The organism is Rhodococcus sp. IEGM 1381 (assembly GCF_030056795.1).
Classification (GTDB): Bacteria; Actinomycetota; Actinomycetes; order Mycobacteriales; family Mycobacteriaceae; genus Rhodococcoides.
Map to the genome: position 1 here is coordinate 470362 of NZ_JASHKQ010000001.1, position 24817 is coordinate 495178.

The 24817-nt window shown below is 62.6% G+C and carries 28 protein-coding genes; 13 read left to right on the top strand and 15 right to left on the bottom strand.

Going from position 1 to position 24817, the window contains the following annotated elements:
- Positions 1 to 26: 26 nt before the first annotated feature.
- The 3 genes from QM797_RS02290 to QM797_RS02300 are packed head-to-tail and all read right to left on the bottom strand — an operon-like array spanning position 27 to position 3636.
- Positions 27 to 2213 (bottom strand): heavy metal translocating P-type ATPase, encoded by a 2187-nt coding sequence (locus QM797_RS02290; RefSeq protein WP_283273504.1) that lies wholly within the window; start codon positions 2211 to 2213, stop codon positions 27 to 29.
- Positions 2210 to 3097: a DUF8832 domain-containing protein gene (locus QM797_RS02295; protein ID WP_283273505.1), complete on the bottom strand. Its 888-nt coding sequence runs from the start codon at positions 3095 to 3097 to the stop codon at positions 2210 to 2212. Before QM797_RS02295 ends, QM797_RS02290 begins: the two co-directional genes overlap by 4 nt.
- A 26-nt stretch (positions 3098 to 3123) precedes the next feature.
- Positions 3124 to 3636, bottom strand: a complete 513-nt coding sequence (locus QM797_RS02300) for a GNAT family N-acetyltransferase (RefSeq protein ID WP_283273506.1) — start codon at positions 3634 to 3636, stop codon at positions 3124 to 3126.
- Positions 3637 to 3758: 122 nt separating this feature from the next.
- Here QM797_RS02300 and QM797_RS02305 point away from each other — a divergent pair, with 122 nt between their 5' ends.
- The gene (locus tag QM797_RS02305; protein WP_283273507.1) at positions 3759 to 5444 is read left to right on the top strand and encodes a cutinase family protein; all 1686 of its coding nucleotides are present in this window, start codon (positions 3759 to 3761) and stop codon (positions 5442 to 5444) included.
- Positions 5445 to 5466: 22 nt separating this feature from the next.
- On the opposite strand, the gene QM797_RS02310 is transcribed toward QM797_RS02305, so the two are convergent.
- Complete coding sequence (locus QM797_RS02310) at positions 5467 to 6699, bottom strand: hypothetical protein (protein WP_283273508.1); 1233 nt, start codon at positions 6697 to 6699, stop codon at positions 5467 to 5469.
- Between the two features lie 16 nt (positions 6700 to 6715).
- Positions 6716 to 8251, bottom strand: a complete 1536-nt coding sequence (gene amaB, locus QM797_RS02315) for an L-piperidine-6-carboxylate dehydrogenase (protein ID WP_283273509.1) — start codon at positions 8249 to 8251, stop codon at positions 6716 to 6718.
- 124 nt (positions 8252 to 8375) lie between these two features.
- On the opposite strand from amaB, the gene lat reads away from it, so the two are divergent.
- On the top strand, positions 8376 to 9704 hold the full coding sequence (lat, locus tag QM797_RS02320) for an L-lysine 6-transaminase (protein WP_283273510.1): 1329 nt from the start codon (positions 8376 to 8378) through the stop codon (positions 9702 to 9704).
- Here the strand turns inward: lat and QM797_RS02325 are convergent.
- The 4 genes from QM797_RS02325 to QM797_RS02340 all read right to left on the bottom strand — a co-directional run bounded on the left by QM797_RS02325 (position 9701) and on the right by QM797_RS02340 (position 14875).
- Positions 9701 to 10027 (bottom strand): hypothetical protein, encoded by a 327-nt coding sequence (locus QM797_RS02325; RefSeq protein ID WP_283273511.1) that lies wholly within the window; start codon positions 10025 to 10027, stop codon positions 9701 to 9703. The genes lat and QM797_RS02325 overlap by 4 nt on opposite strands.
- A 113-nt stretch (positions 10028 to 10140) precedes the next feature.
- Entirely contained in the window at positions 10141 to 13269 is a 3129-nt protein-coding gene (locus tag QM797_RS02330) for an ATP-binding protein (RefSeq protein WP_283273512.1), read from the bottom strand.
- Positions 13266 to 13874 (bottom strand): hypothetical protein, encoded by a 609-nt coding sequence (locus tag QM797_RS02335; protein WP_283273513.1) that lies wholly within the window; start codon positions 13872 to 13874, stop codon positions 13266 to 13268. The genes QM797_RS02330 and QM797_RS02335 overlap by 4 nt, the downstream gene beginning before the upstream one ends.
- Entirely contained in the window at positions 13871 to 14875 is a 1005-nt protein-coding gene (locus QM797_RS02340; protein ID WP_283273514.1) for an endonuclease domain-containing protein, read from the bottom strand. Before QM797_RS02340 ends, QM797_RS02335 begins: the two co-directional genes overlap by 4 nt.
- Before the next feature lie 321 nt (positions 14876 to 15196).
- On the opposite strand from QM797_RS02340, the gene QM797_RS02345 reads away from it, so the two are divergent.
- A complete protein-coding gene (locus QM797_RS02345; protein ID WP_283273515.1) occupies positions 15197 to 15601 on the top strand; it encodes a hypothetical protein in 405 nt (134 codons plus the stop codon).
- Position 15602: 1 nt separating this feature from the next.
- Here the strand turns inward: QM797_RS02345 and QM797_RS02350 are convergent, their stop codons facing one another.
- The gene (locus QM797_RS02350; RefSeq protein WP_283273516.1) at positions 15603 to 16457 is read right to left on the bottom strand and encodes a LysR family transcriptional regulator ArgP; all 855 of its coding nucleotides are present in this window, start codon (positions 16455 to 16457) and stop codon (positions 15603 to 15605) included.
- Between the two features lie 75 nt (positions 16458 to 16532).
- Here QM797_RS02350 and QM797_RS02355 point away from each other — a divergent pair, with 75 nt between their 5' ends.
- From QM797_RS02355 to QM797_RS02370, 4 genes are all read left to right on the top strand, one after another.
- Positions 16533 to 17150: a LysE/ArgO family amino acid transporter gene (locus QM797_RS02355; RefSeq protein WP_283273517.1), complete on the top strand. Its 618-nt coding sequence runs from the start codon at positions 16533 to 16535 to the stop codon at positions 17148 to 17150.
- 119 nt (positions 17151 to 17269) lie between these two features.
- Positions 17270 to 17623: a PLD nuclease N-terminal domain-containing protein gene (locus tag QM797_RS02360; RefSeq protein ID WP_283273518.1), complete on the top strand. Its 354-nt coding sequence runs from the start codon at positions 17270 to 17272 to the stop codon at positions 17621 to 17623.
- Positions 17624 to 17659: 36 nt separating this feature from the next.
- Positions 17660 to 18181, top strand: a complete 522-nt coding sequence (locus tag QM797_RS02365) for a mycothiol transferase (protein ID WP_283273519.1) — start codon at positions 17660 to 17662, stop codon at positions 18179 to 18181.
- Positions 18178 to 18570 carry a VOC family protein gene (locus QM797_RS02370; RefSeq protein ID WP_032401616.1) on the top strand — a complete coding sequence of 131 codons (393 nt, stop codon included), beginning with the start codon at positions 18178 to 18180 and terminating at the stop codon, positions 18568 to 18570. The genes QM797_RS02365 and QM797_RS02370 overlap by 4 nt, the downstream gene beginning before the upstream one ends.
- A gap of 4 nt (positions 18571 to 18574) precedes the next feature.
- Here QM797_RS02370 and QM797_RS02375 read toward each other — a convergent pair whose 3' ends face one another.
- Both QM797_RS02375 and QM797_RS02380 read right to left on the bottom strand, forming a co-directional pair.
- A complete protein-coding gene (locus tag QM797_RS02375) occupies positions 18575 to 19000 on the bottom strand; it encodes a VOC family protein (RefSeq protein ID WP_502942252.1) in 426 nt (141 codons plus the stop codon).
- Positions 18981 to 19358, bottom strand: a complete 378-nt coding sequence (locus QM797_RS02380) for a VOC family protein (protein WP_283273521.1) — start codon at positions 19356 to 19358, stop codon at positions 18981 to 18983. Before QM797_RS02380 ends, QM797_RS02375 begins: the two co-directional genes overlap by 20 nt.
- A gap of 65 nt (positions 19359 to 19423) precedes the next feature.
- Between QM797_RS02380 and QM797_RS02385 the strand changes: the two genes are divergently transcribed.
- The 3 genes from QM797_RS02385 (at position 19424) to QM797_RS02395 (ending at position 21663) form a co-directional block, all read left to right on the top strand.
- Complete coding sequence (locus tag QM797_RS02385; protein WP_283273522.1) at positions 19424 to 20248, top strand: helix-turn-helix transcriptional regulator; 825 nt, start codon at positions 19424 to 19426, stop codon at positions 20246 to 20248.
- A gap of 115 nt (positions 20249 to 20363) precedes the next feature.
- Complete coding sequence (gene mraY, locus QM797_RS02390) at positions 20364 to 21434, top strand: phospho-N-acetylmuramoyl-pentapeptide-transferase (protein WP_283273523.1); 1071 nt, start codon at positions 20364 to 20366, stop codon at positions 21432 to 21434.
- Positions 21435 to 21450: 16 nt separating this feature from the next.
- On the top strand, positions 21451 to 21663 hold the full coding sequence (locus tag QM797_RS02395) for an oxidoreductase (protein ID WP_283273524.1): 213 nt from the start codon (positions 21451 to 21453) through the stop codon (positions 21661 to 21663).
- Positions 21664 to 21669: 6 nt separating this feature from the next.
- Here QM797_RS02395 and QM797_RS02400 read toward each other — a convergent pair whose 3' ends face one another.
- Entirely contained in the window at positions 21670 to 22317 is a 648-nt protein-coding gene (locus QM797_RS02400; protein ID WP_283273525.1) for a hypothetical protein, read from the bottom strand.
- Between the two features lie 200 nt (positions 22318 to 22517).
- Here QM797_RS02400 and QM797_RS02405 point away from each other — a divergent pair, with 200 nt between their 5' ends.
- The gene (locus QM797_RS02405; protein WP_283273526.1) at positions 22518 to 22982 is read left to right on the top strand and encodes a MarR family winged helix-turn-helix transcriptional regulator; all 465 of its coding nucleotides are present in this window, start codon (positions 22518 to 22520) and stop codon (positions 22980 to 22982) included.
- A 2-nt stretch (positions 22983 to 22984) separates the two neighbouring features.
- On the opposite strand, the gene QM797_RS02410 is transcribed toward QM797_RS02405, so the two are convergent.
- Entirely contained in the window at positions 22985 to 23224 is a 240-nt protein-coding gene (locus QM797_RS02410) for a hypothetical protein (RefSeq protein ID WP_283273527.1), read from the bottom strand.
- The gene (locus tag QM797_RS02415) at positions 23217 to 23942 is read right to left on the bottom strand and encodes a haloacid dehalogenase type II (protein ID WP_283273528.1); all 726 of its coding nucleotides are present in this window, start codon (positions 23940 to 23942) and stop codon (positions 23217 to 23219) included. The genes QM797_RS02410 and QM797_RS02415 overlap by 8 nt, the downstream gene beginning before the upstream one ends.
- Before the next feature lie 125 nt (positions 23943 to 24067).
- Here QM797_RS02415 and QM797_RS02420 point away from each other — a divergent pair, with 125 nt between their 5' ends.
- Both QM797_RS02420 and QM797_RS02425 read left to right on the top strand, forming a co-directional pair.
- The gene (locus tag QM797_RS02420) at positions 24068 to 24208 is read left to right on the top strand and encodes a hypothetical protein (protein WP_283273529.1); all 141 of its coding nucleotides are present in this window, start codon (positions 24068 to 24070) and stop codon (positions 24206 to 24208) included.
- Between the two features lie 143 nt (positions 24209 to 24351).
- Entirely contained in the window at positions 24352 to 24816 is a 465-nt protein-coding gene (locus tag QM797_RS02425) for a GNAT family N-acetyltransferase (protein WP_283273530.1), read from the top strand.
- The last annotated feature ends 1 nt before the right edge of the window (position 24817 follow it).

Below are 24817 nucleotides of genomic sequence, written 5' to 3' on the forward strand. Positions count from 1 at the left end.
GCGCGCCGTTCACTGCTACCAACGAGTCACATCGACGAGCGGAACCTGCGCAATCGCAGGCTGTTACTCACCACGAACACCGAGGACAGAGCCATCGCGGCACCGGCGAGCATGGGGTTGAGCAGACCCGCAGCGGCAAGCGGAACGGCAGCAACGTTGTAGGCGAAGGCCCAGAACAGGTTGCCCTTGATGGTGCTCAGCGTGCGCCGTGAGAGCCGGATGGCATCGCCGACGGCCCGCAGGTCGCCTCGAACCAAGGTGAGGTCGCTCGCCTCGATCGCCACATCGGTGCCGGTCCCCATCGCGAGCCCCAGGTCGGCCGTGGCCAGCGCGGCCGCGTCGTTGATGCCGTCGCCGACCATCGCCACGACCTTGCCCGACGCCTGCAGCGCCCGGACGGCGTCGACCTTGCCCGTCGGCAGGACACCGGCGATGACCTGTTCGATTCCCACCTCGGCGGCGATGGTCCTGGCGGCGGCCTCGTTGTCGCCGGTCAGCATCACCGGAGTCAGGCCGAGCGCCCGCAGTTCCGCGACGGCCTGCTTCGAAGTGGGTTTCACCGAATCGGAGACCACCAGCACCCCGCGGGCTCTGCCGTCCCACCCGAGCGCGACGGCTGTGCGGCCCTGATGTTCGGCGGTCTCGAAGGCGTCGGCCAATTCTGCCGGCAGGGGCATCGACCAGTCGGCCAACAGCGAGCGACGGCCGATGACGGCGGCGCGACCGTCCACGACGCCCTGCACCCCGAGTCCGTCGAGGCTGGTGAATTCCTCGACGGTCATGGACTGGGTCGAACCCGCGATGGCTCGGGCTATGGGATGCTCCGAGCCCGATTCCAGGGCCGCCGCAATGTCGCGCACCGTGTTCTCGCTCTCACCGTCGGCAACGTGCACCGAGTGCAGTGTCATCTCGCCGGTGGTGACGGTGCCGGTCTTGTCCAGTACGACGGTGTCGACGCGGCGGGTGGATTCGAGAATCTCCGGGCCCTTGATCAAAATCCCTAGTTGCGCGGCTCGTCCGGTGCCGACCATCAACGCGGTGGGAGTGGCCAATCCGAGCGCGCAGGGGCACGCAATGATGAGCACCGCGACCGCAGCGGTGAACGCACCGGCCGCGGAACTGCCTGTACCGAGCCAGAACCCGAGCGTGGCGACCGAGATCGCGATGACGATCGGCACGAAGATGCCCGAGATGCGATCGGCCAAACGCTGCGCCTGCGCCTTACCCGTCTGTGCGTCCTCGACTGCCTTCGCCATCTGTGCCAGCTGAGTATCCGATCCGATTCGGCTTGCCCGCACCACTATTCGGCCACCGACGTTGACCGTCGCACCGACCACGGCGTCTCCGATGCCGACCTCCACGGGCACGGATTCACCCGTCAGCATCGACCGGTCGACGGCCGAGGAGCCGCTCTCGACGGTGCCGTCGGTGGCTACCTTCTCGCCCGGACGAACGACGAACAGATCTCCGACGACCAAACTGTCGATCGGAATCTGTTGTTCTTCATCACCTTTCAGCACCGCGACCGTCTTCGCACCGAGGTTCATGAGGGCGCGCAATGCCGCCCCGGCCTGCCGCTTCGATCGGCTCTCGAACCAGCGCCCCGCCAGAATGAACGTGGTCACTCCCGCAGCGGCCTCGAGGTAGATGTTGCCTGCCCCATCCGTCCTCGCGATCGTGAACTCGAACGGATGCGTCATGCCCGGCGTGCCTGCGGTGCCGAAGAACAGTGCGTACAGCGACCATCCCAACGCCGCAAGGGTTCCCATGCTGACGAGGGTGTCCATCGTCGAGGTGCCGTGCCGCAGATTGGTCCACGCGGCGCGGTGGAACGGTAGAGCCCCCCACACGACGACGGGAGCGGCGAGCGTGAGCGAGAGCCACTGCCAGTTGGTGAACTGGAAGGCCGGGATCATGGCCATTGCGATCACCGGAATGCTGAGCACTGCCGAGACGATCAACCGCTGTTTCAGCGGATCGGTAGGGAGTTCGTCCGCGGGTTCGGCGGCGGGCAGCGTGGCGGTGAAACCGGCGGCTTCGACGGCGGCGATCAGATCCTCGGTGGCCACGCCGTCACTGGTGACGCGCGCCTTCTCGGTGGCGTAGTTGACCGTCGCCGATACCCCGTCGAGCTTGTTGAGCTTGCGTTCGATGCGGTTGGCGCACGACGCGCACGTCATGCCCCCGAGGATCAGTTCCGTTTCCTGACTCATGCCTGCCCCTCCTGTACCTCGATGGTGAATTCGGCCGTGTGCACGACGCCCCCGTGCTGGAAGTCCAGATAGAGCGCATATGTTCCCGCGGTGGGCGCGTCGACGGTGAAGTCGACCGTCGGGCCCGGCGGTCCTTCTTCGGGGTGTACGTGCAGGTAGGCCAGGTCGTCGGCCCGCAGTGCCACCAGATGTCCGTAGGCACCGAGGTACGGCTCGAGATCGGTGATCTCGCGTCCGTTCTGCTCGATGGTCGATGCGACCGTGGATTCCTCTCCTGCGGCAACCGCACCGGCGAGCGTCACGTTGTAACCGTCGACCCTCGATGTCACATCTGGTGGACTCAGGGGCTGCGGCCGATACTCGCCGGGAACGGTCAGCTCGGCTCCGAGAGTGATGTTCTCCCCACCGGCCGGGGTGAAGTCCGCGAAAAGACGGTACGGGCCGGGCGTAGTGAGATCGAGAGCCGTCGACCACATCCCCGACGCGTCACGAGTCGGATGTACGTGCTGAAAGTCCGTCAGATCGCGACGCACGACGACGAGGTGCAGTTCCTTGGTGTGCATGTCGTCGTAGTCGGTCAGAGCAGCCCCGTCCGGTCCCCGGATCGTGAAAGCGACCGGTACGTCCGCGCCGGCCGGGGCGACGGATCGATCGAGCTGGAGCGTGTAGCCATCCTGGGTGGCCTGCAGCCCGGCCGGAATGGACGACTCCCCGTCGTGCACGTCGTGCACGTCGTGACCGGTGTGCGACGCGGCCGCGGTTGCCGGGGCCGCTGGTCCGATCGTGTCGCCGACGAACAGTGCCGCGAGAAACAGAAACGCGGTCCCCACGAAGAATCCGACGAGCTTGGTGGGGGCGTCGAGTTCCTGCCGTCTTGAATGCATGGCCCTACCCTACCCCCCCAGGGTATCTAAGCGGTAGGCCCGATCGTCATCTTGAAACCGACATGGGAGGCAGCGAAGCCCAGGCGGGTATAGAAGCGGCGGGCATCCACTCGACGCGAGTCGGACGTCAACTGCACCAGAGCGCACTCTCGCCGCGTGGCCTCCTCCACCGCCCACTCGATCAACGCACCACCGAGTCCTCGGCTGCGCCACGCAGCAGCCACCCGCACGCCTTCGATCTGAGCCCGCAGCGCTCCCCCGCGCGACAGCCCCGGAATGACGGTCAGCTGCAGTGTTGCCACCACCTCGTCACCATGTACCACCACGACCTGCATGTTCCGTGGATCCGACGAGATGTCATCGAAGGCGGCGCGATACCCGGCCACGTTGTCGTCGAATTCGCGCGTTGCGCCCATCGAGTCGGCGACCAGCAGCGCCACGATCGACTCCAGGTCCGACGCAACCGCCTCGCGCACGACACACGTCGACCCGTCGGTCAGGTTGAATTCCGTCGATGTCATTCGGGGGTGAATTGTCATGCGCACGACGGTAAATCATCCGCTTTGTAACGCGAACGATCCTGAGTACGAAATGCCGGGTAACCCACTGGCAATTGCAGTCGGGTAAATCGGTTCGGGCCGTGAGCGATGGGGATCGAAACATGAATGTTGGCAAGTCGAAGCTTGCACGCGTTGCGTTGAGCGCGTTCGCGATCGGAGCACTCGGTGCCGGGGTCGTCGTTGCAGCTCCGTGGTCGACACCGGCCACCAGCACCGAGGCCTCCATCGAACTGGTGTCGACGGCAACGTGCTACGACATGGTCAGCATCGCCATCGGCGGCCGCGGCGACACGCCACGCGAGGGCGTCAAGTGGCTCACCACACCCGATGGCGAACGACTGCCTGCCGCGATGTCCGGTGACTACTCCAGCGACTGGATCGACCAGGCCGTCCGCGCGCCCAACAACGGCAACGTAGTTCCGGATTCGTACGCCGCGGTGTACGTCGAGTACCCGGCCGACCTGGCCAGCTACGAGAACGCCGTGCAGACCGGTGTCACCAACTCGCAGACCATCATGAAGTCCATCACGGCGTCCTGCCCCAAGACGCGGTTCGCCATCGTCGGGTACAGCGAGGGTGCCGATGTCGCCCGCCGCACCGCCATGGAGGTCGGTAACCAGGTCGCCTCGGCCGACGGCACGTACGGAATCGTCGATCCCTCGCAGGTCGTCGGAGTCGTCATCTTCGCCGACGCCGGCCGCGTCTCGGGAGATGGCCCGTTCCCCGGTGCCGAGAACCCGTTCAGCAACCCGGACGGCTTCGACACCAAGTACCAGAACGGCAGCAACGCAATTCCCGGACAGGGCGCATTGCCCGGCACGTCCGGCGGGTTCGGAGCGCTCGACGGCCGAGTGGCGTCCTTCTGCTCCGACGGCGACCTCACCTGTGCACTGCCGGAGAACACGTCACTGATTCATCTGGCCGCCAACGTCGGTCGTCAGGTCAATGCCGACGCACTGCAGAACGAGCAGCTCACCCCCGCCACCGGTGCAGATCTCGCACTGGCCCTGGGGCGCATCGCAGTCAACGCCTTCAACGACATCGCCTCGCAGCCCAACTGGATGCAGAGCGACGAGACATTCCTCGACGTGCTGATCAAGGTGTCCGAGCCGAACTACAAGCCCGGCACCGTCACCACTCCCGTCTCGGCCAAGGTCGACGGCGAGCAGGAGCCGATCGAAACCGGTCAGATGGTCGACCTTGTGTACCTGCCGCAGAAGATCTTCCGCGAGATCACCGGCTTCATCTCGTCCAACCAGAACACCGTTCCAGTGATCATGAACGATCCGTACGGCCTGACGTTGGGACCCGGATCCGGACACCACTTCGATTACTGGCGTGACGCCGATGCCGCCAACGGCAAGCCCTTGACCTCGGTGCAGTACGCCGCCGCGTGGCTGACCCAGCTGGCAGAGCAGGCCAACAAGGGCGAGCCGGTGAAGACCAAAGAGGTTCAAGAGAAGGCGGGACGGGCAGCGATCGAAACGATCGTGGCACCCGCGACCACTTCGCCAACACCGACTCCGACGGCCACCACGACCGCACCGGTCACCACCAGTCCCGTAGTGACCACCACGGTTCCGGTTGTGCCTGCACCTGCACCTGCGGCAGAGGCACCGGCACCGGCGGCCGAGCCGGTCGCAACCCCCGCGTGCACCGTCCCCGTCGAGGGTGAGACTCCCGTCGAGGGAGCACCGCCGGTCTGCGTCACCCCGACCGAAACACCCGCTGCAGTAGCACCCGAGACTGCGGTTCCAACCACGACGGCGGCGGTTCCTGCACCGTAGGTGAACAGAAATTCGTAGTCCGCTACGAAGTTCCGCTCACGACGGTGGGCCTGCGCATCAGCAGCACGCAGGCACCCGTCATCACCGCAACGACCACGAGCCCGGCCACCGATAGCACCAGGTGGTCGGGCTCCGTTGTGCGTGTGGCGACTGCGCGGTCGTAGGTCGAGGCGACCTGAGAGCTTGCGGCATACACCGTCACCGGCAGGGTCATGGTGAACAGCACGGGAAGCGAAAGCGCCTGTGCGCCTGATGAAGTCGCGAGAGCGGACACTACCACGAACGCGGTGACCAAAGGCAGTCCGAACGTAGCTCCGGTTGGCAGGTCGAAGTATCCCTCGATCCCGCTCGCAATGGCGATCACGAGCAGCCCACCCAGTCCGACGTACAGCTGCGGCCACCGGTAGCCGATTCCTACTCCGACGATCAGCAGGCCCACACTCAGAGCCAGCTGCGCGCCATCGCCGGAGGCGAAGCCGAACGACCCGAGGGCAGCCGCCGACACTGCGACGAGCGCCAGTAGCAGGCGCCCGTCCCGCCCGGGAAGAACGAACGCCGCCAGCACCGCGAGAACCGTCATACCGGCGAGTGCACCGAGCCACTCGACGCTCCGGGCTTCGTGACCTGCGGCAACCCAACTCAGAACGCCAGCCGCGATGGGCAACGGAAGACCGACGAGCAGAATTTTTCGGGGCTCGTGAGGCTGCAACACCTGGTTGCGGTGAGCCAGGAACAGCGCAATCGCTGCAACCGATGCGACGATCACCATCACTATCGCCCGCTGCGGGCTCACGTCGTCCTCGGCACCGACCACATCCCAGACGAACACGGGACCGTCGTTCGCCTCCAACAGCGCATCCAGTGCAGCGCCCATGAGACCGGCCCCGAGGACGGCAACTGCCAACGTGGCCTGTGCACCTCGATGCCGCCCCGCCAACACTGCAGCCGCGGCGAGTAGTGCACCGGTGGCCACTGCACCGGCCCAGTGGCCGAGCAATCCGGTCACCATTCCGACGGTCCTAAACACGATGACAAGCAGCGCTGCGATCGCCACACCGATCGAAGCGCGTGCGCTCGCACGCGCCAGCGCGACCGAGGCCACACAGGCAGAAATCGCAAAGACGTTCAGCCCGTTGACAATTGCCGAAAAAGAACCGAACTCCGCGGTGCTGCTCAACAGGGAATCGAACGGGCCGATCTCACTGATCGCATAGCCGACGACGAAACCGGCCAGAACCATCGACAGTAGTTTCATACCGCCGATCATGCCGTCAGCCGAACTTCACTCCCTGCGCCAGGGGCAGTTCGTTGGAGTAGTTGACTGTGTTGGTTGCGCGGCGCATGTAGGCCTTCCATGCGTCCGAACCGGATTCGCGTCCGCCGCCGGTTTCCTTCTCACCGCCGAAGGCGCCGCCGATCTCCGCGCCGGAGGGTCCGATATTGACATTCGCGATGCCGCAGTCAGAGCCGGCGGCGGACAGGAAGCGCTCCGCTTCGCGCAGGTCGGTGGTGAAGATCGACGACGAAAGACCCTGCGGCACATCGTTGTGCAAGGCGATTGCCTCGTCCAGGGTCTCGTACGTCAACACGTACATGATGGGTGCGAAGGTCTCGTGCTTGACGATGTCGGTCTGCGCGGGCATCGTCACGATCGCGGGCTGCACGTAGAACGAGTACTCGTCGACCACGTTCACCCGCTCCCCACCGACCACGATCGTTCCGCCGTCGGATACCGCGGTTTCGAGCGCCTTCTGGTACCCCGCGAACGCACCGGCATCGATGAGCGGCCCCACCAAAGTGTCACTGGCCAAGGGAGATCCGATAGACAGCGTCTCGTACGCCGCAACCAACTTGCCGACCAGTTCGTCCGCGACGGAGGAATGCACGATGACGCGTCGCAGCGAGGTGCAGCGCTGACCGGCCGTCCCGGCCGCCGAGAACACCAACCCACGTGTGGTCAGATCGAGATCGGCCGACGACGTCACGATCGCTGCGTTGTTGCCGCCGAGTTCGAGCAACACCCGGCCGAATCGTTCGGCAACCCGCGGCGCGACGGCCCGGCCCATTCTCGTCGAACCGGTTGCCGAAACCAGTGCGACGCGTGAATCGTCCACCAGCGCTTCGCCGGACGCGCGTCCGCCGACCACCAATTGAGAGATCTTGGGGTCCACTCCCGCCGCTGCGGCCGCACGCTCGAACAGAGCCTGCACTCCGACGGCAGTCAACGGAGTCTTCTCCGACGGCTTCCAGATGACCGTGTCTCCCGCGACCAGAGCGAGAGCGGTATTCCAACTCCACACCGCGACAGGGAAATTGAAGGCCGTGATGACGCCGACGACTCCGAGCGGGTGCCACTGTTCCATCATGCGGTGCCCGGGCCGCTCGGTGGCGATGGTGTTGCCGTAGAGCTGACGTGAAAGTCCGACGGCGAAGTCGCAGATGTCGATCATCTCCTGCACCTCACCGAGACCCTCGGAGACGATCTTTCCGGCCTCGATGGACACCAGTGCGCCCAGTTCCTCCTTGTGTGCGCGCAGTAGTTCGCCCAGTTCGCGGATCACCTGGCCCCGCACCGGGGCGGGCACCTGCGACCACGACGCAAACGCGGTGCGAGCGTCGGCGATGACGCCTTCGACATCGGCTGCCGACGCAGACGCCAGCGTCGCCAGGTTTCCGCCGGTGATGGGCGAGCGCGCGACGATCGCATCGGGTCCAGCCGGAGCGTCGAGCGCGATCGTCGCACCCAGCCGGTCGAGGATGGCGCGAGTGCGCACACTCAACTCGTCGTGGGTGATGGATGCAGACATGCGCGTACACCTTCCGTGGAGAGAACCGAACCGTCGAAGATCAGCCTACCGATGAGGGTCTTAACCGTATAATTTCCTGCGTTATGGGCTTGCTTACGGAATATTAACGCGTATCTTCGACGTTATGACGCAAGTATTACAGCGCACCGGAGTGGCGATCGACGCCTCCAACGTTCGCGACGTGATCGGTGAACACCTACTGGCCGACGGTTTCGAGCTGATCCTCGACCTCGATGCCTCGACCGGGTCCACCCTGGTCGACGCCAGAGACGGCACCCGCTACCTGGACCTGTTCACGTTCTTCGCGTCCAACGCGTTGGGTATGAACCATGCTGCCCTGATCGACGACCCGGAGTTCCGGGCCGATCTGATGCAAGCGGCCATGAACAAGCCCAGCAACTCCGACATCTACACCCTGCCCATGGCCCGATTCGTCGACACGTTCGCCCGTGTACTCGGTGACGATCGGTTGCCGCACCTGTTCTTCGTCGAGGGCGGTGCACTGGCGGTGGAGAACGCGTTGAAGGTGGCGTTCGACTGGAAGTCACGCTGGAACGAGGGTCACGGCATCGATCCGTCACTGGGCTCGCAGGTCATGCACTTCGAGCACGCGTTCCACGGCCGTTCGGGTTACACGATGTCTTTGACCAACACCGATCCGAACAAGGTTGCCCGCTTCCCGAAGTTCGACTGGCCGCGAATCCCGTCCCCGTTCATCAGATCCGGCGCGAACATGGACGAACTCGAGAACGCATCGTTGGCCGCTGCCCGCCTGGCCTTCGAGGCCAACCCGCACGACATCGCCTGCGCCATCATCGAACCCATCCAGGGCGAGGGTGGAGATCACCACTTCCGGCCCCGCTTCCTGCAGAAGTTGCGCGACCTCTGCCACGAGTTCGACGCCTTGTTCGTCATGGACGAAGTTCAGACCGGTGCCGGAATGACCGGTACCGCATGGGCTTTCCAGCAGCTCGACGTCGTTCCGGATATCGTCGCCTTCGGCAAGAAGGTGCAGGTCTGCGGCGTCATGGCCGGCGGTCGTGTCGACGACATCGACGACAACGTCTTCGCCGTCAGCTCCCGCATCAACTCGACGTGGGGTGGCAACCTCACCGACATGGTGCGGTCGCGTCGAATCCTGGAAGTGGTCGAGTCCGAGAAGCTCATCGACCGCGCAGGCACGCTCGGGGTAGTGCTGCTGACCATGCTGGAGGAGTTGGCAACGCGCCACACCGTGGTCTCCGAGGTACGCGGACGCGGTCTGATGTGCGCATTCTCCCTGCCCGACGCCGCAACTCGCGACCGAGTGATCGAGCTCTTGCGTACCGAGGAACACGTCCTCGCCCTCGGCTGCGGCGACACCGCGGTGCGATTCCGCCCCGCACTGACGATCACCGAAGCCGAGCTGACCCAGGCAGTCGACTCCATCGACCGGGTGCTGAGCATGCTCTAGCGCTCAGGCTCTATGTCTTTCTGCACCAATCGAATTTGTGATGTCGAAATGACGCCTGGACGGAAGTAGTGGTACTCCGGCGACTGCAAGAGATCACCGTCATCGACGCCACTGACTTCCCAGACATCGACCGGACCTCCGGTGTTGTTCATGCCGACAAACCAATCACGTTCCCCTGCATCGGCAGCCAGAAAGCAACCTTCCTGCTCGGGCTGGTGGCTACCCGCGATACCGCGAGCGGCACCCATTCGACGCCAGTCGAGTCCGTGCCGTCGAATCGACTCACGGTTGAGCACCGAGGTCACGTGATAGTGAATGGTCATCGGCACAAGCTAACAACGCGACACGATTGGGTACAGCGATTATTGACACATAGGAGGCCACAACACCTCCTTCGCGCATACCGCACCGCCCAGCCGGGGCGACAGCCGTCATTTTACTGACGAGACATCTCGACGACGTCATCTTCAGTGGGCGCACTCGAAGTGTGGAGGGTCAGACACATCGGTGTCTTTATCTTCTTGAACCGTCCGTTGTCTACACCCTCTAAAGATGCGAAGAATGTGCCCGCCGGGAGCCTACCGATTCCCTCCATCGAACTCTGCCTCGACTTGGCAACGTCCTCGGCAGCCTGTGTCTGGGCGGGAGCGGTCAATTTACCGAAGAATTGAGTGGATGCATTGCCTGGAATTCTGTTGTCCAACCCTTTGGGGGCCTGGGTCGCAAAGATCATGCCGAGGCCGTACTTCCTCGCCTGCGATACCAAGGCGATCGTGCTTTCCGAGGAGACTCTTTGCTTACCAGCAGGTACGAAATTCTGGGCTTCGTCGATAACAAGCAACCCGCCAAGTGGCTTGTCAGAGGGGTTCTTCCTCAACCAAGAGAACAAAGCCATTTCTAACTGGTTTACGAATCCTTCTCTCTGGAGGTCCGACTGCAGTCCAGAAAGGTTTACTATCGAGACCCTGGCCTTGAAGCCGCTAGCCGGCCTGAGAAGTTCGCCGGGATCAGCGGCTGTACCGGACTCACCGAACATGGGATCGATGGAGATCTGCGCCTTCAGATTCTGAGCTAGACCCCGGGCTAAAGTTCCTGCATCGTCCAAATCGCTGACACCATCCGGCAAATCTGACAGCAGATTGATGAAGTCATTGAGGCCGCCCGAATTGCCGCGTCCAAACCAACGGAGCGCTTCCTTGAGTACCGCACGACCGTGCATTGCCCTGTTCGAGGTTCCGGTAACAGCGCGCGGTACGAGTGCGGAGTACGCAGAATCCACAGCACTTTCGAAGAGTTCGTTGTCGTCTCTGATCGCTGCGAAGTCCGGTAGAGGATGAAACATCAACGGTCGGCCTGAAGACCGGTTCGGAGTCCAAACTTTCACATCTGTGGTCTCGAAGAACAGCTTTCGCTTGACGATGTCATCGTCGTGGTGGACTGTCGAGTCCGATGGCCAAGGTTGACTGAGACGCGCAAGATCGTTATTCGAATCAATAATGATGGACGACACGCCCTGAAGCGCGCATTCTTCCACGATGCGACGTATCAGAACGGTCTTCCCGGACCCCGACCCCGCGAAGATTGCCGTGTGCTTTCGGAGTGCACTGAGAGGCAATTCGATGGAAGCACCCGACGCCGTCTGACCTACTACAATCCGACCCTCCAACTGCGGTTCCTCGACTGGCACCGTTGGCTTGGACCCGTCGGATCCTATCGAGTCATCCTTCGACTCCACCGTAGTAATCAGATCGCTGAAGAAGCTGACTGCGGAGGCGGGCTTACGCGACGAGATCCATCTACCAAGGTCGACGTTCTCTCCGGCTAACAGGTCACGGAGTGCAACAAGGATTTTGATGTCGCTATCAGTAAATGGACGAGTCTGTCCTCCGGCGTCGTGGAACCCCGATACTGTCTGTGCCGTCTTCGGACCCGATGGCCACTGATCGTTTCTCAACAACACGACAGTTCGGTTAGGTAAGCGCTGGTCTAGGTTTGCGTAGTCACTGGCCTTCTGAATCTTACTGGTCGCGCTGGTCGGGCTTGCCGTCGTCACAACGCGGAAGTACCACTGGTGCGTCTCTTGATCCGCGTCATCAGTGCGGCTGATCCGGCCGTGCACTGACGGTTTGTTGCTAGGGACGGCGTCCGGGCTCCACGTCTGATCCGATCGGGTCGACTGCTGCACCAGGACACGGAACCCGGACAACAAGAGCGGGGGAAATGCCGAATCCTGCTTCTTGTCATCCAGAACGTCCGCGACGTCGGCTGCGTCCTTTAAAGCCTTGAATTCTTGATCCAATTCAACGAGAGCCCAGTCCGTCAAGTCCGGATTAGGATCAGGATTCGGCACCTCCCCATCGTTGGGTGCCTTGCTCTCGAACGCAAGAGTCAGCATTTCCGTCACAGTGTCAGTATTCAGACAATGGCGAATATGTTTGTCGATATTCTGCAGTAGTGAACGAGGCGTGTAGTTTTTCGCCTCACCAAACGCAGCACCCGCCACGGGCCAAGTCGCTGACGGAGCGTCGTATCCGACCTTTCGGAAGCACGTCTGAAAACGATGTTCGACCATCGTTCGAGCGAATTCAGGGTTTGGAATCCTTTGCAGAGGCGTTGCCTCCCGGAATCTGTCGCGAACAGTGGCCGTAGCCCGAGTCTCGATCTGCGTCCAGGCGGCGGGTAAGCAGGCAACCACGGTGACAGTCCTGTGAAGGTTCTGCCGCATCGACATCAACCCATGTGCAAACCCTTCCAGCGCCTGATCCTCCGCACTTGCCGCATCCTGTCCGGTCGACTTGGTCGAGCTGCCAATAACCGTATCGATCTGGTCTACCGCCATGACCGAAGGACCTGTGAGCGCCAGCAATTGCGAGATGCTTTCCACCACATCTTGATCCGTCATGGTTACCCGCTGTATGCCCCACGGCTTCAATGATTCGAGAACTGAACTGTCGGTCTCGTGAGGCTGTAGAAAGATGTAGCCCAGATCGTTGACGTCCTGGTCCTCCGCCGCTGCCAGCACAAGCGCACGAAGGGTGTTCTGCGCTCGCCGACGATACTTAGCATGCACCTTGAAGACTGCTGCAACGAATGTGTCGAGTTGTTCTTTGTCCAACGGCGCTTGACCGACAATGGGTGCCCGCTCACCCTCCGGTATTGCTGCCTGTTCCGAAAGACGCCACAGCATTTCCTGGAGCTGCGATCGCTGGGTCTGCACAACGGGGCGACTGAAGTCCTCGAGGACCGTATTCAAGATCGTCGACCAAAACCGCTCTCCGCTGAGCATGTCCACGAGAAAGAAATACCCGCGCTGTTCTTGCACGCTCGCACGGATCTCGCCGAGCAGGTGTGTCTTGCCCGCACCTGCGGGACCTGGAATCACTACCCCCAGAGGGCTCTTTGTCCGGGTGAGTTCGGTATCGCCGAAAGCAGCCATGACCTCGCGATAGGCATGCGCGTGCAGACCGCCGACATGCACATCGGACTGCGACTCCCAAATATCATCTGGCGTCGTTGCCCAGTCGAGCCGGATGGACTCAAGAGCACGCCGCTGGTCACGGTTCATCGCGTTGGCTCGATCGCGAGAAGATGGGTGAGCTGAGTGCCAACAAGAACGGCGGCAAGGCGGTCTTCGTCAGTCAACGTTTTTTGGTTCTCTTCGGGGATCAGGCTGACTCCTTCATGCTGCTGTAACTCGACAAGTGCTGTATCGAGGCTCTCTCGGCCAACATCAGACAGAGCTTCGCGGAGTAATCGCAAACCAACCCAAGCGCCGGGCCGGGATGCGAGCGCCTCGTATGCTGCTCGAATTCTTTTCTCGATCGAAGTTCGACCGAACAGCTGCGCCGCAACGAGCCCTCTCGGCTCCAAAAAGCGCTCGACACCTCGGAGCAAGGTAAACAAGACACGGGTTGCCGGGTTCGAGCCATCGGGGGCATCCGCGACGAAGAGGTTGGTGCAGTACTCCCAGCCTTTGGCCGTCAGCGTCAACTCGATGAACCGATTCGGTTTCGCAGATTCGATCAGTCCGAGCTTTACCAGTTTTGCCCTGCTGCCAGCGTCGAGTACTGGACCGAAGTTCTTCAGATCGGCATTCTTGACTACCCGATCTTCCGACATCAGAACAAGCAAGACCAGGATTTCGTTTTGAGTCAGGTCGGCGGTACTCATCCGGTGTAATTCCTCACTGTTCGCGGGTTGCGGAGTAAAGCGACTGCAGCACGGATCTGGTCGAGAACCGCAGTCAGGTCTTGCAGAACTTGGCCGTTGGTGTAACGCAGTGTCACGTATCCGCGGAGTTGGAGCATATTGTCACGTTTGCGGTCTGAAGCGTACTTGCCCACTGCACGATGCTCGTCCCCGTCGATCTCGATGACCAAGGCACTGTCCTGCCACACCAGGTCGACCCGAATGGGTGAAGTGAGCTGTGTCCCCACTCTCAATGTTTTGTTCCACTCCCGGTCGTAGGCCCACAGCTCCTTGGACAGTGCTTCTTCCAAGATGCACTCGACATCACTGTCGGCGCGCGGCGAACCAGACTTCGGGACAGAACGTCCCGGAGGCTGCGGCGGCCTTGCTGTCGTCGTTGATTCAGGAATCCTCAACTCCCACTGAGTAAATCGTTCGACCACACTGTCGGTCATCCACACACCCATACGGCCGTGGCGTGAGAGCCAATCGGCTGCAAGTTCGAGGTCGCGACCCGCAGGTCCTTCACCCTCGACGTGCACTAGCAAGGCCAGACCGGGCCGGTCTGATCCTCGCTTGAGGATGCGGGAAAGCTGCTCGGTCTGGATCTCACGTGAGAAGCCAGCGGTGGACGAAGGCGAGCCCAATGCAGTCCGAGTGAGTGCACACAGGTAAGGCGCAAAGGCACCTGTGCGAGTCGATTCACGACGCGCCAGATCATCGGCAGCCAAGAGCGACTGAGCAGTGAGATCGCCTAGTTCGGCGGCCCCAGGCAACCAGGCTGGAAACATATCGATAGCGGATTGTTCCAGCAGGCCGATGACGTTGCCCACCAGATTGCGAAACCCCACATCGACGTCTGATTTGTAGCCGAACACCAGCGGACAATCTTCAGGCAGGGGGTCAAGCGCCCGCTCCAGAGCATCAAAACTGTTGCCAAATAGCTGAATGGGCTTATCAAGAGGTAGCTGCGACCAACTCACGGCTAGCAAATTACGTAGGCCTCCCGCACACATTCGATGGCAATGGATCGGCTATGTGGGGGAAGCGATCCGGCATGGTGGCTGACTGTACGTGTGGATCAGACCAGGTGAGCGCCTGCAGTCGATGCCGACCCATGTCAAGTCATTCAGTTGGTTGTATTGGCGCACCTTGCGTCTGAGCAATCGGGAGACGCCCAGTGGGGCGACGTGCAGTCAAAGCTTCCCCCTAGGGGTTTGAGGATTGGGGGCGGATCCGTGTCAGGCTTTCCTTGACAAATCAACGTTCCGTCGTCAGGCTTTACCTGACACAGGAGGTCGATCATGGATCCCATCACCCTTGCCATCGAGGCGGATATCTCTGCTGCAACGCGGTCGGTTGTGACAGCAGCGGCCATCGAGGCCGGACGGGTTGCCGACGAGATCATCGGCACAGGTCCCCTGCCGGGCACACCGGAATGGGAGGCCGAGCAATCGACCGACCTGCCCGCACGACGCAGCCTCGCGTGGCATCTGTTGAGCCTTCGTGTCCAACTGGCGGCGGGACTCGACGGCCTCGAAACCGTTGTGGTGCTGCGGGTTCAGGGTGCAACGTGGGCGACCATCGGCACCGCAGTGGGCATGTCGCGGCAGTCCGCGCACGAGCGGTGGGGTGCCCGGTCGGCGGCCGTTCTCGATCTCGTCGGCGACGGACTCCCCAAGATCGTGCCGAACGACGACCCGGCCTGAACTACAACAGCATCCTCGCAGCACCTGCTGCCACGGCGTCTGCTGCTCGCTGGAGTGCGGGTGAAGACAGCGACCACTGCTGCCAGTACAGCAGCACGTCGTCGATTCCATTGTCATCGAAGCACTTCAGCGAGTCGCGGGCCTGCAGATCGGGGATCATGCCCCAACCGAAGCCGAGGTCGACGGCCCGCGCATAGTCCGCTGACGCCGGCACCAGATGCCGCGGCGGTTCGTGTGGTTCGACACCGAAGCGCTGTAAGTAGTTGTCCTGCAAGCGGTCGTCGGCGTCGAAGACGACCACGGGGGCGGCTCGTAAGGCTTCGGCCGTCACCCCTGCAGTGAACCATCGTTCGACGAATTCAGGTGTGGCCGACGGCCGGTAGCGCATCGCGCCGAGGCGTCGAACGGTGCAGCCACGAACCGGATCGGCGACCGATGTTATTGCGGCGGAGACGATCCCGTCGTGCAGCAGTTGAGCGGTACGGTCCTGATCTTGCCGATGCAGGTCGAAGGTCGTCTGGGACGCCAGTGGCGCGAGCACCGGCAGTACCCAGGTCGCCATCGAATCCGCATTGACCGCAAGGGAGACCGGAGCGGCGATTCCGTCGTCGTTCAGTTCGGCCCGAGTCTGGTCGGTCAAGGTGTCGATCTGGCGCGCCAGACGCAGCACAGCAATGCCGGATTGAGTGGCCACCACCGGTTTGCTTCGCTGGACCAATGTTCGCCCCAACGACTGCTCGAGTGACTTGATTCGCTGGCTCACCGCCGACGGCGTCACGTGCAACGCTCGAGCAGCGGCCTCGAACGTTCCTTCCTCGACCACTGCTTTGAGGGCTCTCAGCTGCTCGATCTCCATAATATGAAGGTACGCTTATCAACACTGAAAAACATTCGCTGGACCTAACCACGATGCCCTCCTAGCGTTACAGACATGACATCGCTTGCCGCCGCACAATCGACCCTCACCGGATTGGGCGTCGGACTCTCACTCATCGTCGCCATCGGCGCGCAGAACGCGTTCGTGCTGCGCAAAGGCCTGCAACGCACGCACGTGTTGCCGGTGGTGGCGGTATGCGCCCTGTCCGACGCGGTACTCATTCTGGCTGGGGTGGCAGGCATCGGAGTACTCGTCGACCGCTTCCCCGTCGCTCTGCGCGTCGTGACCATCCTCGGTGCCGTGTTCCTCCTCGTCTACGGACTGATGGCACTCAATCGCGCGCGCACTCCCTCGACGATGACGACCGAGACGACCGGTGGCGGTTCACTGATCGCGGCCCTCGCCACCTGCCTGGCGCTGACCTGGCTCAATCCGCACGTCTATCTCGACACCGTGGTGTTCCTGGGTTCCATCGGCAACCGTCAGCCAGGAGACCTGCGGTGGTGGTTCGCCGTCGGCGCGATGCTGGGTAGCGTGCTGTGGTTCACCGCGCTCGGCTACGGCTCACGTGTGCTCAGTCCGCTGTTCGCACGGCCGCTGGCATGGCGAATCCTCGACCTCGGGATCGGGATCATGATGCTGACCCTGGCGGCGCTGCTGGTCTTCGGCTGAACCTGATTATCTGGGTCATTCCGCAGGCTCCACTCCCGACACTTGATCCGCGGTACAACGAGTGATCTGATAGTCGCGGTAGACCGACCGCACGGTCTCGAAAACCCTGGAGGACTCCCGTGCCGTACCTCGGCCTGTTGATCATGCTGATGGCCATCTTCTGTCTGATCGACGTCATCACCGCCGACGACTCCGGCATCCGCCACCTCCCGAAAATGGTGTGGCTACTGCTCGTCATCGTCCTGCCGTTGGCCGGCTCCATCGCGTGGCTCGTCGTGGGACGACCCGAAGGCGGCGGCATCTGGGGTGGCAGCGGTGCACCGCGCACCGCGTCGGCATACCCCGAGTACGACGCCAAACCCGGCCGGGCCGTCGCCCAGTCGCAGGAAAGTGACGAGGAGTTCCTGCGCCGCTGCCGCGCCCGCGCCGAGGAGCAGCGCCGCGTCGCCCGCGAGCAGCGCAAGAGCGAATGACACCACAGCCCTCAGTGCACGCGGAATAGAAACACCATGGCCAAGCTGACGACGTTTCCCGAACCGAGTTCCGCCCTGTCCGATCCCGCCGACCTGTTTCGCGAGTACCTACGCTTCTATCGCGGCGAGTTGGTTCGGCGAATCACTGCCCTGAGCGGCGATTCCTTGACCACCACGGCCGTTCCCTCGGACTGGACGCCGCTGCAGATGCTGACGCATCTGGTGCACATGGAGCAGCGCTGGTTCGTCTGGGGATTTCTCGGCAGGTCGGTCGACGCGCCGTGGGGTGACGAGAAGGACGGCTCCTGGCATGTGCCGGCCGAGGTGGACGCCGAGACCCTGCTGACCAGGCTGAACGACGGTGCCCGACTCACCGAAGAAGTACTGAGCTCACACCGGATGGACGAATTGGCCACTCTCGGTGGACGATTCACCGATGAGAGGCCGACTCTGATCTGGATCTGCTTCCATGTACTCCAGGAGTACGCCCGTCACCTCGGCCACCTCGACGTCGCTGTCGAACTGGCCGGCGGGCCGAGAGGTGAGGGACCGGCATGAGAATCAACATCACCAGCGTCTTCGTCGACGATCAGAGCAAGGCGCTGACGTTCTACACCGAGGTACTGGGCTTCGTCGTCAAACACGATGTAGCCATGGGTGGCCCCGATCGTTGGCTCACGGTCGTCTCACCGCAGGATCCGGAAGGCACCGAGTTGCTGCTCGAGCCCAGTGGTCATCCCGCAACCGCACCGTTCAAGGATGCGCTCTTCGCGGACGGCATCCCGTTCACGCAGTTCGCGGTGGACAGTGTTGCAGCAGAATACGATCGGCTCATCGGCCTCGGCGTTCGGTTCACTCAGCAGCCCACCGAGATGGGCCCGGTGATCACTGCGGTGTTCGACGACACCTGCGGAAACCTGATTCAGATCATCGCTCCGGCGAGCTGACGCCTCAGAGGTTCGCGTACAGATCGACGGTGGTGCCGTCGGGATCGTGCACGACGGCATAACGCTGACCCCAGAACGCATCCCACGGCTGCAGGTGGCCGGTGTACCCCGCGTCGGTCACCGCTGCCCACGCCGCGTCCACTCCGGCGGCGGAACCGCAATCGAAGGCGAGCGCAACGCGATGACCGCCGCTGGGCGGCGTCCACGTCGGGTCGAAGGAGGTGATCGTGGACGGGAGATCGAACAACAGTCGAACGCCGCCGAGGTCGACCTCTACATGTTGCTCGGCATCGGCGTCGGCCGGAATATCCAGTCCCAGAACGCGATAGAACGCCAAAGCGGAAGCCATATCGGCGACGACGATTTCGATTCCTGCCAGACGTGGTGTCACGACGACAAGGCTAACCGCGTCAGCCCCAGTTCGCGGCATTTGTCAGGCAGAAGGGATGCCCCGCCGGGTCCAGCAACACGCGCCAGGTCTCACCCGGCTGGTCGCCTGGCAGCGTCGCACCCATCTGTACGGCGGCCGCCGCCGCGGCGTCGAGATCATCGACCGCAAGATCGAAGTGAAACTGCTTGCTGCCATTGGTATTCGGCCACGGCGGCGGCTGATAGTCGTCGACGCGACCGAATCCGAGCGCACTGCTCGGCCCCTGCAGCATCGCGTACTCCTGCTCCGAATGTACGACGCTCCAGCCCAACAGCGACGACCAGAATCTCGCATTGGCCGCAGGGTCTGCGCAGTCCAGGGTGACCATCTTCAGAGTGGCCACGGGTGTCTCGGTCATGGTGTTCCTCCTTCACATTGTCGATTTCTCGGGGGGTGTCGGACCAGACTCCTACACTGACGCCCGTGCCGGATAGGAAAAATGCGACAGCCACCCAGTCCGGCGTCCTGCGGCCGGATCAGCTGGCGCAGTACGTCGACCTGGTGCGGCTGCCGTGCGCGGCGGCGTTGGAACCGTGGGTCGAGAATTACTGGCAGCTTCAGTGGAATGTTCCGCCCGGCACCTCGTACCGCAGTTCGACGCTCCCGCACCCGGCCTGCACGCTCAGCGTCGAACACGGCTGGACCAGAGAAGGCGTCGTCGACCCGGTGGTGGTGACGGGAGTGCTCACACGCCGCTTCGACGTCGTGCTCGCCGAATCCGGTTGGGTCTTCGGCGTCAAGTTCCGGCCGGGCGGCTACGCGGCCTTCACTGGAACGGTGGCTCGAAGCCTGCGCGACGTCCACGTGGCTCCGCCCACTGCGTTCCAGCCCGACACAGTCGACGCCTTGGCAAATCTGGGCGGACATCTGAATGCCGACCACTGCCGAACCGTCGTCGACGCGGTTCTCACGCCCTATGCACCGGAGGTCGAGCCGGAGTACGAGGTCGTTCTGGACATCATCGGGACCATGCTGGGAGATCGGACGCTGATTCGCGTCGCCCAGGTCGAAGAGCGTTGCGGTATCGGCGCTCGGCGAGTGCAGCGGCTGTTCGAGCGTTATGTCGGAGCGACGCCCAAGTGGGTTCTCAGCCGGTATCGCATTCACGATGCACTCAGTGAGCTCGACGACGGCTACTCAGGTCCCCTGGCAGACCTTGCGGCGCGATACGGCTGGTTCGACCAGGCGCACTTCACCCGCGAGTTCACCGAACTGGTGGGAATTCCACCGAGTTCGTATCAACTGTGAGTAACGCCTTCGTCACGCATTGGGACTTTTGCCGATTCGTTTGGCACAGTATCCCGCGGTGCTCGGTAGTACCGGGCGGGGAACAGCAGCACAGAGGAAGGGTGGGCTCCAACGCATGATCAACATTCTCGTTACCGGCGGTATCGCGTTGGCGGTCTCGATTCTGTTGACGCCATTTCTCATCGCGCTGTTCACCCGGCAGGGCTTCGGCCAGGAGATTCGTGTCGAGGGCCCCGTAAGCCATTACGCCAAGCGAGGGACGCCGACGATGGGCGGCGTCGCGATCATCGTGGGTTTGTGGGCCGGCTATCTCGGCTCCCACCTCGTCGCGATGGGCGGCGACGGGCCATCGGCGTCTGCCCTGCTGATTCTCGGTCTTGCCACTGCTCTCGGCGTCGTCGGCTTTCTCGACGACTACATCAAGGTACGTATGAAGCGAAGCCTCGGCCTCAAAGCAACCGGCAAGTACGTCGGGCAGATCAGTGCAGCGGTGATATTCGCAGTATTGGCGCTGCAGTTCCGCAATGGGAACGGGCTGACGCCGGGCAACGTCGAACTCTCGCTGGTGCGCCAATCGACGTTCTTCACGATGGCACCGATCGTTTTTGTGCTGTTCTGTGTTTTCCTCATCGTCGCGTGGTCCAACGCGGTCAACCTCACCGACGGGCTCGACGGTTTGGCGGCAGGGTCGATGACCCTCGTCCTCGGCGCGTACACGGTGATGACGTTCTGGCAGTACCGGCAATCGTGTGCAACCAACTCCGTTGCCGGGTGCTACCAGGTGCGCGATCCACTCGACCTCGCCGTCGTCTGCGCCGCCGCTGCGGGTGCCTGTATCGGGTTCCTCTGGTGGAACGCCGCCCCGGCCAAGATCTTCATGGGCGACACCGGGTCGCTCGCCCTCGGCGGACTGCTCGCAGGCCTGTCGATCGTGAGCAAAACCGAGCTGATCGCCCTCGTCTTCGGAGCTCTCTTCGTGGCCGAAGCTGCGTCGGTCGTCATTCAGGTCGCCTCGTTCAAGAGCACCGGCAAGCGGCCCTTCCGGATCGCGCCCATCCACCACCACTTCGAGTTGGGCGGCTGGGCGGAGACGACGGTCATCATCCGGTTCTGGCTCTTCGCCGCGATTGCGTCGGCGCTGGGGCTCGGGTTGTTCTACAGCGAATTCCTCGCAGCAGTCGGCTGACCTCTACGATTCCGATATGACCGACGAACTGTCTCCAGTGGCCAAGGTCGATGCTCTCGCCGCCGAACTCGAACAACTCGATGCTCGACGCGTCGCCATCGGGGTCGAACTCGTCAACCTTCAATTCGGCCTCGACGGAAATGCCAAGATCCGCGCGACAGAGGTGTTCCACAGCGACTACCTGGAGCGACTGTTCAACTTGGTCGACGAACTGCGCACCGACGAGTAGGGCTCCTTACACAGCGTCCTGATCCGAGCGCGACACCACAGTCAGGCGGTAGTCCCGCAGCGACAGAGTGAGTGCGGCCAATGCTGCAATTACTACTCCACCGATCGGAAACACCGACCACGGATTGCTGATGGTGGGACTGAAGGTCGATTGTGGTCGACTACGCGTGACGTAGGACGTATCGGAACTGTAGGTCTCCGATACGGAAGGGTCCAGTGAAGTCCAGCCGAAATCTGACGCTGAAGTAGATACTTCATCACCCCAATCGACGAACATCAGCGTGTTCAGGTACGTCGCAGAGCTGCGTGGTTCCGACCGTTGCGGTGGCCAGTGCGTCCAGGCAAGGGCGCTGCCGGCTCCCAGAGCCGCGCCGATGACGATCAGCAACGCGAACAGGTGGGCGCAACTGCGCTGCCGATCCTGAACAATGCGCAGACCCGAATCGACGAGAAACGAGGCCACCACCAGACCCGTCACTACCCCTGCTGCAACAAGATAGAGCGTAATCGGGAACCAACTCGGCCGAATGTAGGTCATGCCCACATTCGGTGGACCCGCGACTGCGACATGCCAGACCACCGCTGCGCCAGCGCCCGTCGAAGCACCGACGGCGGCAAGCACCGCGACGAGCGCTTTATCGGATGGCCTGTCCACGATCGGGACTCTACCCACGGTGAGCACCCGTGTGCCGGTCCACCTGTCCTGGACCCGTCTCACATTCGGAGAATCCTCCATGCCACCGCTCGTATTCCTACTTGCCACTGCCGTTTTCGCCCAGGGAACGTCCGAGTTCATGGTCTGGTGGCATCTGAACTGTTGACCTGAAGCGTGGTTGAGGTTCTACTGTCGCTTCCATGAACACACAGGCACCCGTACACCCACGACCGATGCAGCCACCCGAACGACAGCCGATCGGATTCTGGACCGCCCGCGCCGGCGAGGCCATCCGAGCACGTACTCGCGGCGCCCTCCATGACATCGGGGTCACCCAGCCCGAATGGTGGCTCCTGCATCAGATCTCGCTGCAACCCGCAGGGGCCGACAGAGAAGCGACGATCGAGAAGATCGGCCACAACGATACCCCGGAGGCAATCGTCGAGGCGCTCGATTCCGCACGCGCGAAGGGCTGGATCACGGAGTCGAATTCACGCGTGACATTCACCCCGGAAGGTAAGGAACAATTTCGACGAGGGGCGGACGTTCAGCAGATGCTGCAGGACGAACGTATGCAGGGCATCAGCCAGGACGAATTCGTCACCGCAATTCAGGTGTTGCAGAGAACAATCCAGAACGTCGGTGGCGACGCCTGGCATTGGTGAGGTCAGTTGCGGCGAATACGGTCGACCGATACCGCGATCGCCAGTCCCAGAAGCGCGCCGAGAACGGGCAGGCCGATGATGATGAGCAGCGTCGTGTTCTGTAAGCCGAGAATTCCCGTGTATGCCGAATCGTCGACGACGAATGCGTAGTTGACCCGTCGCGGTCGGTTCTCCCACACCAGATAGCCGAGCGAGCAGACGAGACCGAGCGAAAGTCCGATGAGCGTGAACAACTTACGCATCGTTCGACGCCTCGCCGGCAGCCGTTGCAAAGGCAGCCATGCTCGGGAATTTCATGTCGAAGCTGTACTTCTCCGTGGGCTCCGGGGTTGCGCCCCAACCGGGTCGGTCGTGACGCCGGTCGATCCACACCGAGGCGATGCCGTGACGCTTGGCCGGTACATGGTCGTGGAAGAGGCTCTGGGCGACGTGGAGCAGACGCGACCGAGGGACGCCGAGGTGATCGAGGACTCCATCGATTGCGTCGAAGTGATTGTCGGACGGCTTGTATGCCCCGACATCCTCCGCGGTAACGATGGCGTCGAACTGGACGCCGAGCCGGCGATTGCTACCCGCGAAGCCTTCGCGGTGGACATTCGACAGGATGACGAGCTTGTAGTTCTCGGCGAGACTCGCCAACGCCTCGGCGGAATCCGCGAATGCAGGCCAGTCCGGTACCGACGACCCCAGCCGGTTCGCCCTTTCCGCCGATACGGGGATTCCCAGGGCATCACCGGTCCGCACGAACGCCTCGGCGAGAATCGCGGGATAGAGCATCGACGGGGAATCCTGCTGAACCCGAGACTCATTGGCTCCGAATGCGGCGAGCAGCTCGTCTTGGGACAGGGCCGCGCCGGACTGCTCCGCCCACGCAGTGAGAACGTTCAGAATCCCGGCCTCCCAGTCGATCAGCGTCCCGTAGCAATCGAAGCTCAGTACGTCGTAGTCGGCGAGGTTCATCTGGCAGGCACTCCTCAGAAGATTCGGTAGCGGCCGACTGCTCATGTCGATGCCGTCTACAGGTCATGAGCATCGTACTGCGATTCAGAGGGCCTCGGATCAGTCGATCGACAGAGGGCCCTCACATGACCAGCAATATCGCCAATTCCCAACTGTTTCAGTATCTCTCGCTCCGCAACCTAACTGATCCAGAAGCACACCTGCTGCGCGACAGAGCGTATCGAGCCGTTCACATCGGTCCTGTCACCGAGCTGACCGGTGAGTAGAGTCTCTCGTGACAGCCGATCGGGCGACGACGAAGGGCGGATCCCATGGCCATGTACAGGGACGGCGAGGTATCGGCTCTGCTGTTCGAGCGATCGGGCACCGCGGATGCGGGCGGCGACAGGACCTCGCAGGTCACAGAGTTGTGACGCGCATTCTGCTGCGGCCCGCCGTTCGGTCCGACGCCGAGTTCCTGTTCTCGATGGCGTCGGACGTCGAGGTAGTTCGATGGGTCGGAGACGGAACGCCATGGAGCAGAGAGTATTTCGATCGCCGATTCTGGCAGGCGCTGAGCGCGACAGGCAGCCGCGATCCTGACGTGCAGAGGTGGTTCATCGGGACTACCGAGGAATCGCTGCGCGTCGGGTTGCTCAGCATCATTCGTCGATCCGACCACCTGGAGGTCGGCTATTGGGTACATCCGGACCATTGGGGTCTCGGCTACGCGGGCGAGCTCCTCGTTCACGCGCAAGAGCATGCGACCGGTCTACCGTTGGCTGCGCAGGTGTATCGGGCGAACGCTGCCTCTCGTCGGGTTCTCGAGCGGGCCGGGTTCGCACTCGTCGACGACGGAGATCCGCTCACCTACCGGCGTCGCCCGATACCCTGAC

Bases quoted from the DNA above. Each gene is read 5' to 3' on its own strand.
- QM797_RS02290 (WP_283273504.1), bottom strand. From the start codon at position 2,213: ATGAGTCAGGAAACGGAACTGATCCTCGGGGGCATGACGTGCGCGTCG.
- QM797_RS02295 (WP_283273505.1), bottom strand. From the start codon at position 3,097: ATGCATTCAAGACGGCAGGAACTCGACGCCCCCACCAAGCTCGTCGGA.
- QM797_RS02300 (WP_283273506.1), bottom strand. From the start codon at position 3,636: ATGACAATTCACCCCCGAATGACATCGACGGAATTCAACCTGACCGAC.
- QM797_RS02305 (WP_283273507.1), top strand. From the start codon at position 3,759: ATGAATGTTGGCAAGTCGAAGCTTGCACGCGTTGCGTTGAGCGCGTTC.
- QM797_RS02310 (WP_283273508.1), bottom strand. From the start codon at position 6,699: ATGAAACTACTGTCGATGGTTCTGGCCGGTTTCGTCGTCGGCTATGCG.
- amaB (WP_283273509.1), bottom strand. From the start codon at position 8,251: ATGTCTGCATCCATCACCCACGACGAGTTGAGTGTGCGCACTCGCGCC.
- lat (WP_283273510.1), top strand. From the start codon at position 8,376: ATGACGCAAGTATTACAGCGCACCGGAGTGGCGATCGACGCCTCCAAC.
- QM797_RS02325 (WP_283273511.1), bottom strand. From the start codon at position 10,027: ATGACCATTCACTATCACGTGACCTCGGTGCTCAACCGTGAGTCGATT.
- QM797_RS02330 (WP_283273512.1), bottom strand. From the start codon at position 13,269: ATGAACCGTGACCAGCGGCGTGCTCTTGAGTCCATCCGGCTCGACTGG.
- QM797_RS02335 (WP_283273513.1), bottom strand. From the start codon at position 13,874: ATGAGTACCGCCGACCTGACTCAAAACGAAATCCTGGTCTTGCTTGTT.
- QM797_RS02345 (WP_283273515.1), top strand. From the start codon at position 15,197: ATGGATCCCATCACCCTTGCCATCGAGGCGGATATCTCTGCTGCAACG.
- QM797_RS02350 (WP_283273516.1), bottom strand. From the start codon at position 16,457: ATGGAGATCGAGCAGCTGAGAGCCCTCAAAGCAGTGGTCGAGGAAGGA.
- QM797_RS02355 (WP_283273517.1), top strand. From the start codon at position 16,533: ATGACATCGCTTGCCGCCGCACAATCGACCCTCACCGGATTGGGCGTC.
- QM797_RS02365 (WP_283273519.1), top strand. From the start codon at position 17,660: ATGGCCAAGCTGACGACGTTTCCCGAACCGAGTTCCGCCCTGTCCGAT.
- QM797_RS02370 (WP_032401616.1), top strand. From the start codon at position 18,178: ATGAGAATCAACATCACCAGCGTCTTCGTCGACGATCAGAGCAAGGCG.
- QM797_RS02375 (WP_502942252.1), bottom strand. From the start codon at position 19,000: ATGCCGCGAACTGGGGCTGACGCGGTTAGCCTTGTCGTCGTGACACCA.
- QM797_RS02380 (WP_283273521.1), bottom strand. From the start codon at position 19,358: ATGACCGAGACACCCGTGGCCACTCTGAAGATGGTCACCCTGGACTGC.
- mraY (WP_283273523.1), top strand. From the start codon at position 20,364: ATGATCAACATTCTCGTTACCGGCGGTATCGCGTTGGCGGTCTCGATT.
- QM797_RS02395 (WP_283273524.1), top strand. From the start codon at position 21,451: ATGACCGACGAACTGTCTCCAGTGGCCAAGGTCGATGCTCTCGCCGCC.
- QM797_RS02405 (WP_283273526.1), top strand. From the start codon at position 22,518: ATGAACACACAGGCACCCGTACACCCACGACCGATGCAGCCACCCGAA.
- QM797_RS02410 (WP_283273527.1), bottom strand. From the start codon at position 23,224: ATGCGTAAGTTGTTCACGCTCATCGGACTTTCGCTCGGTCTCGTCTGC.
- QM797_RS02415 (WP_283273528.1), bottom strand. From the start codon at position 23,942: ATGAACCTCGCCGACTACGACGTACTGAGCTTCGATTGCTACGGGACG.
- QM797_RS02420 (WP_283273529.1), top strand. From the start codon at position 24,068: ATGACCAGCAATATCGCCAATTCCCAACTGTTTCAGTATCTCTCGCTC.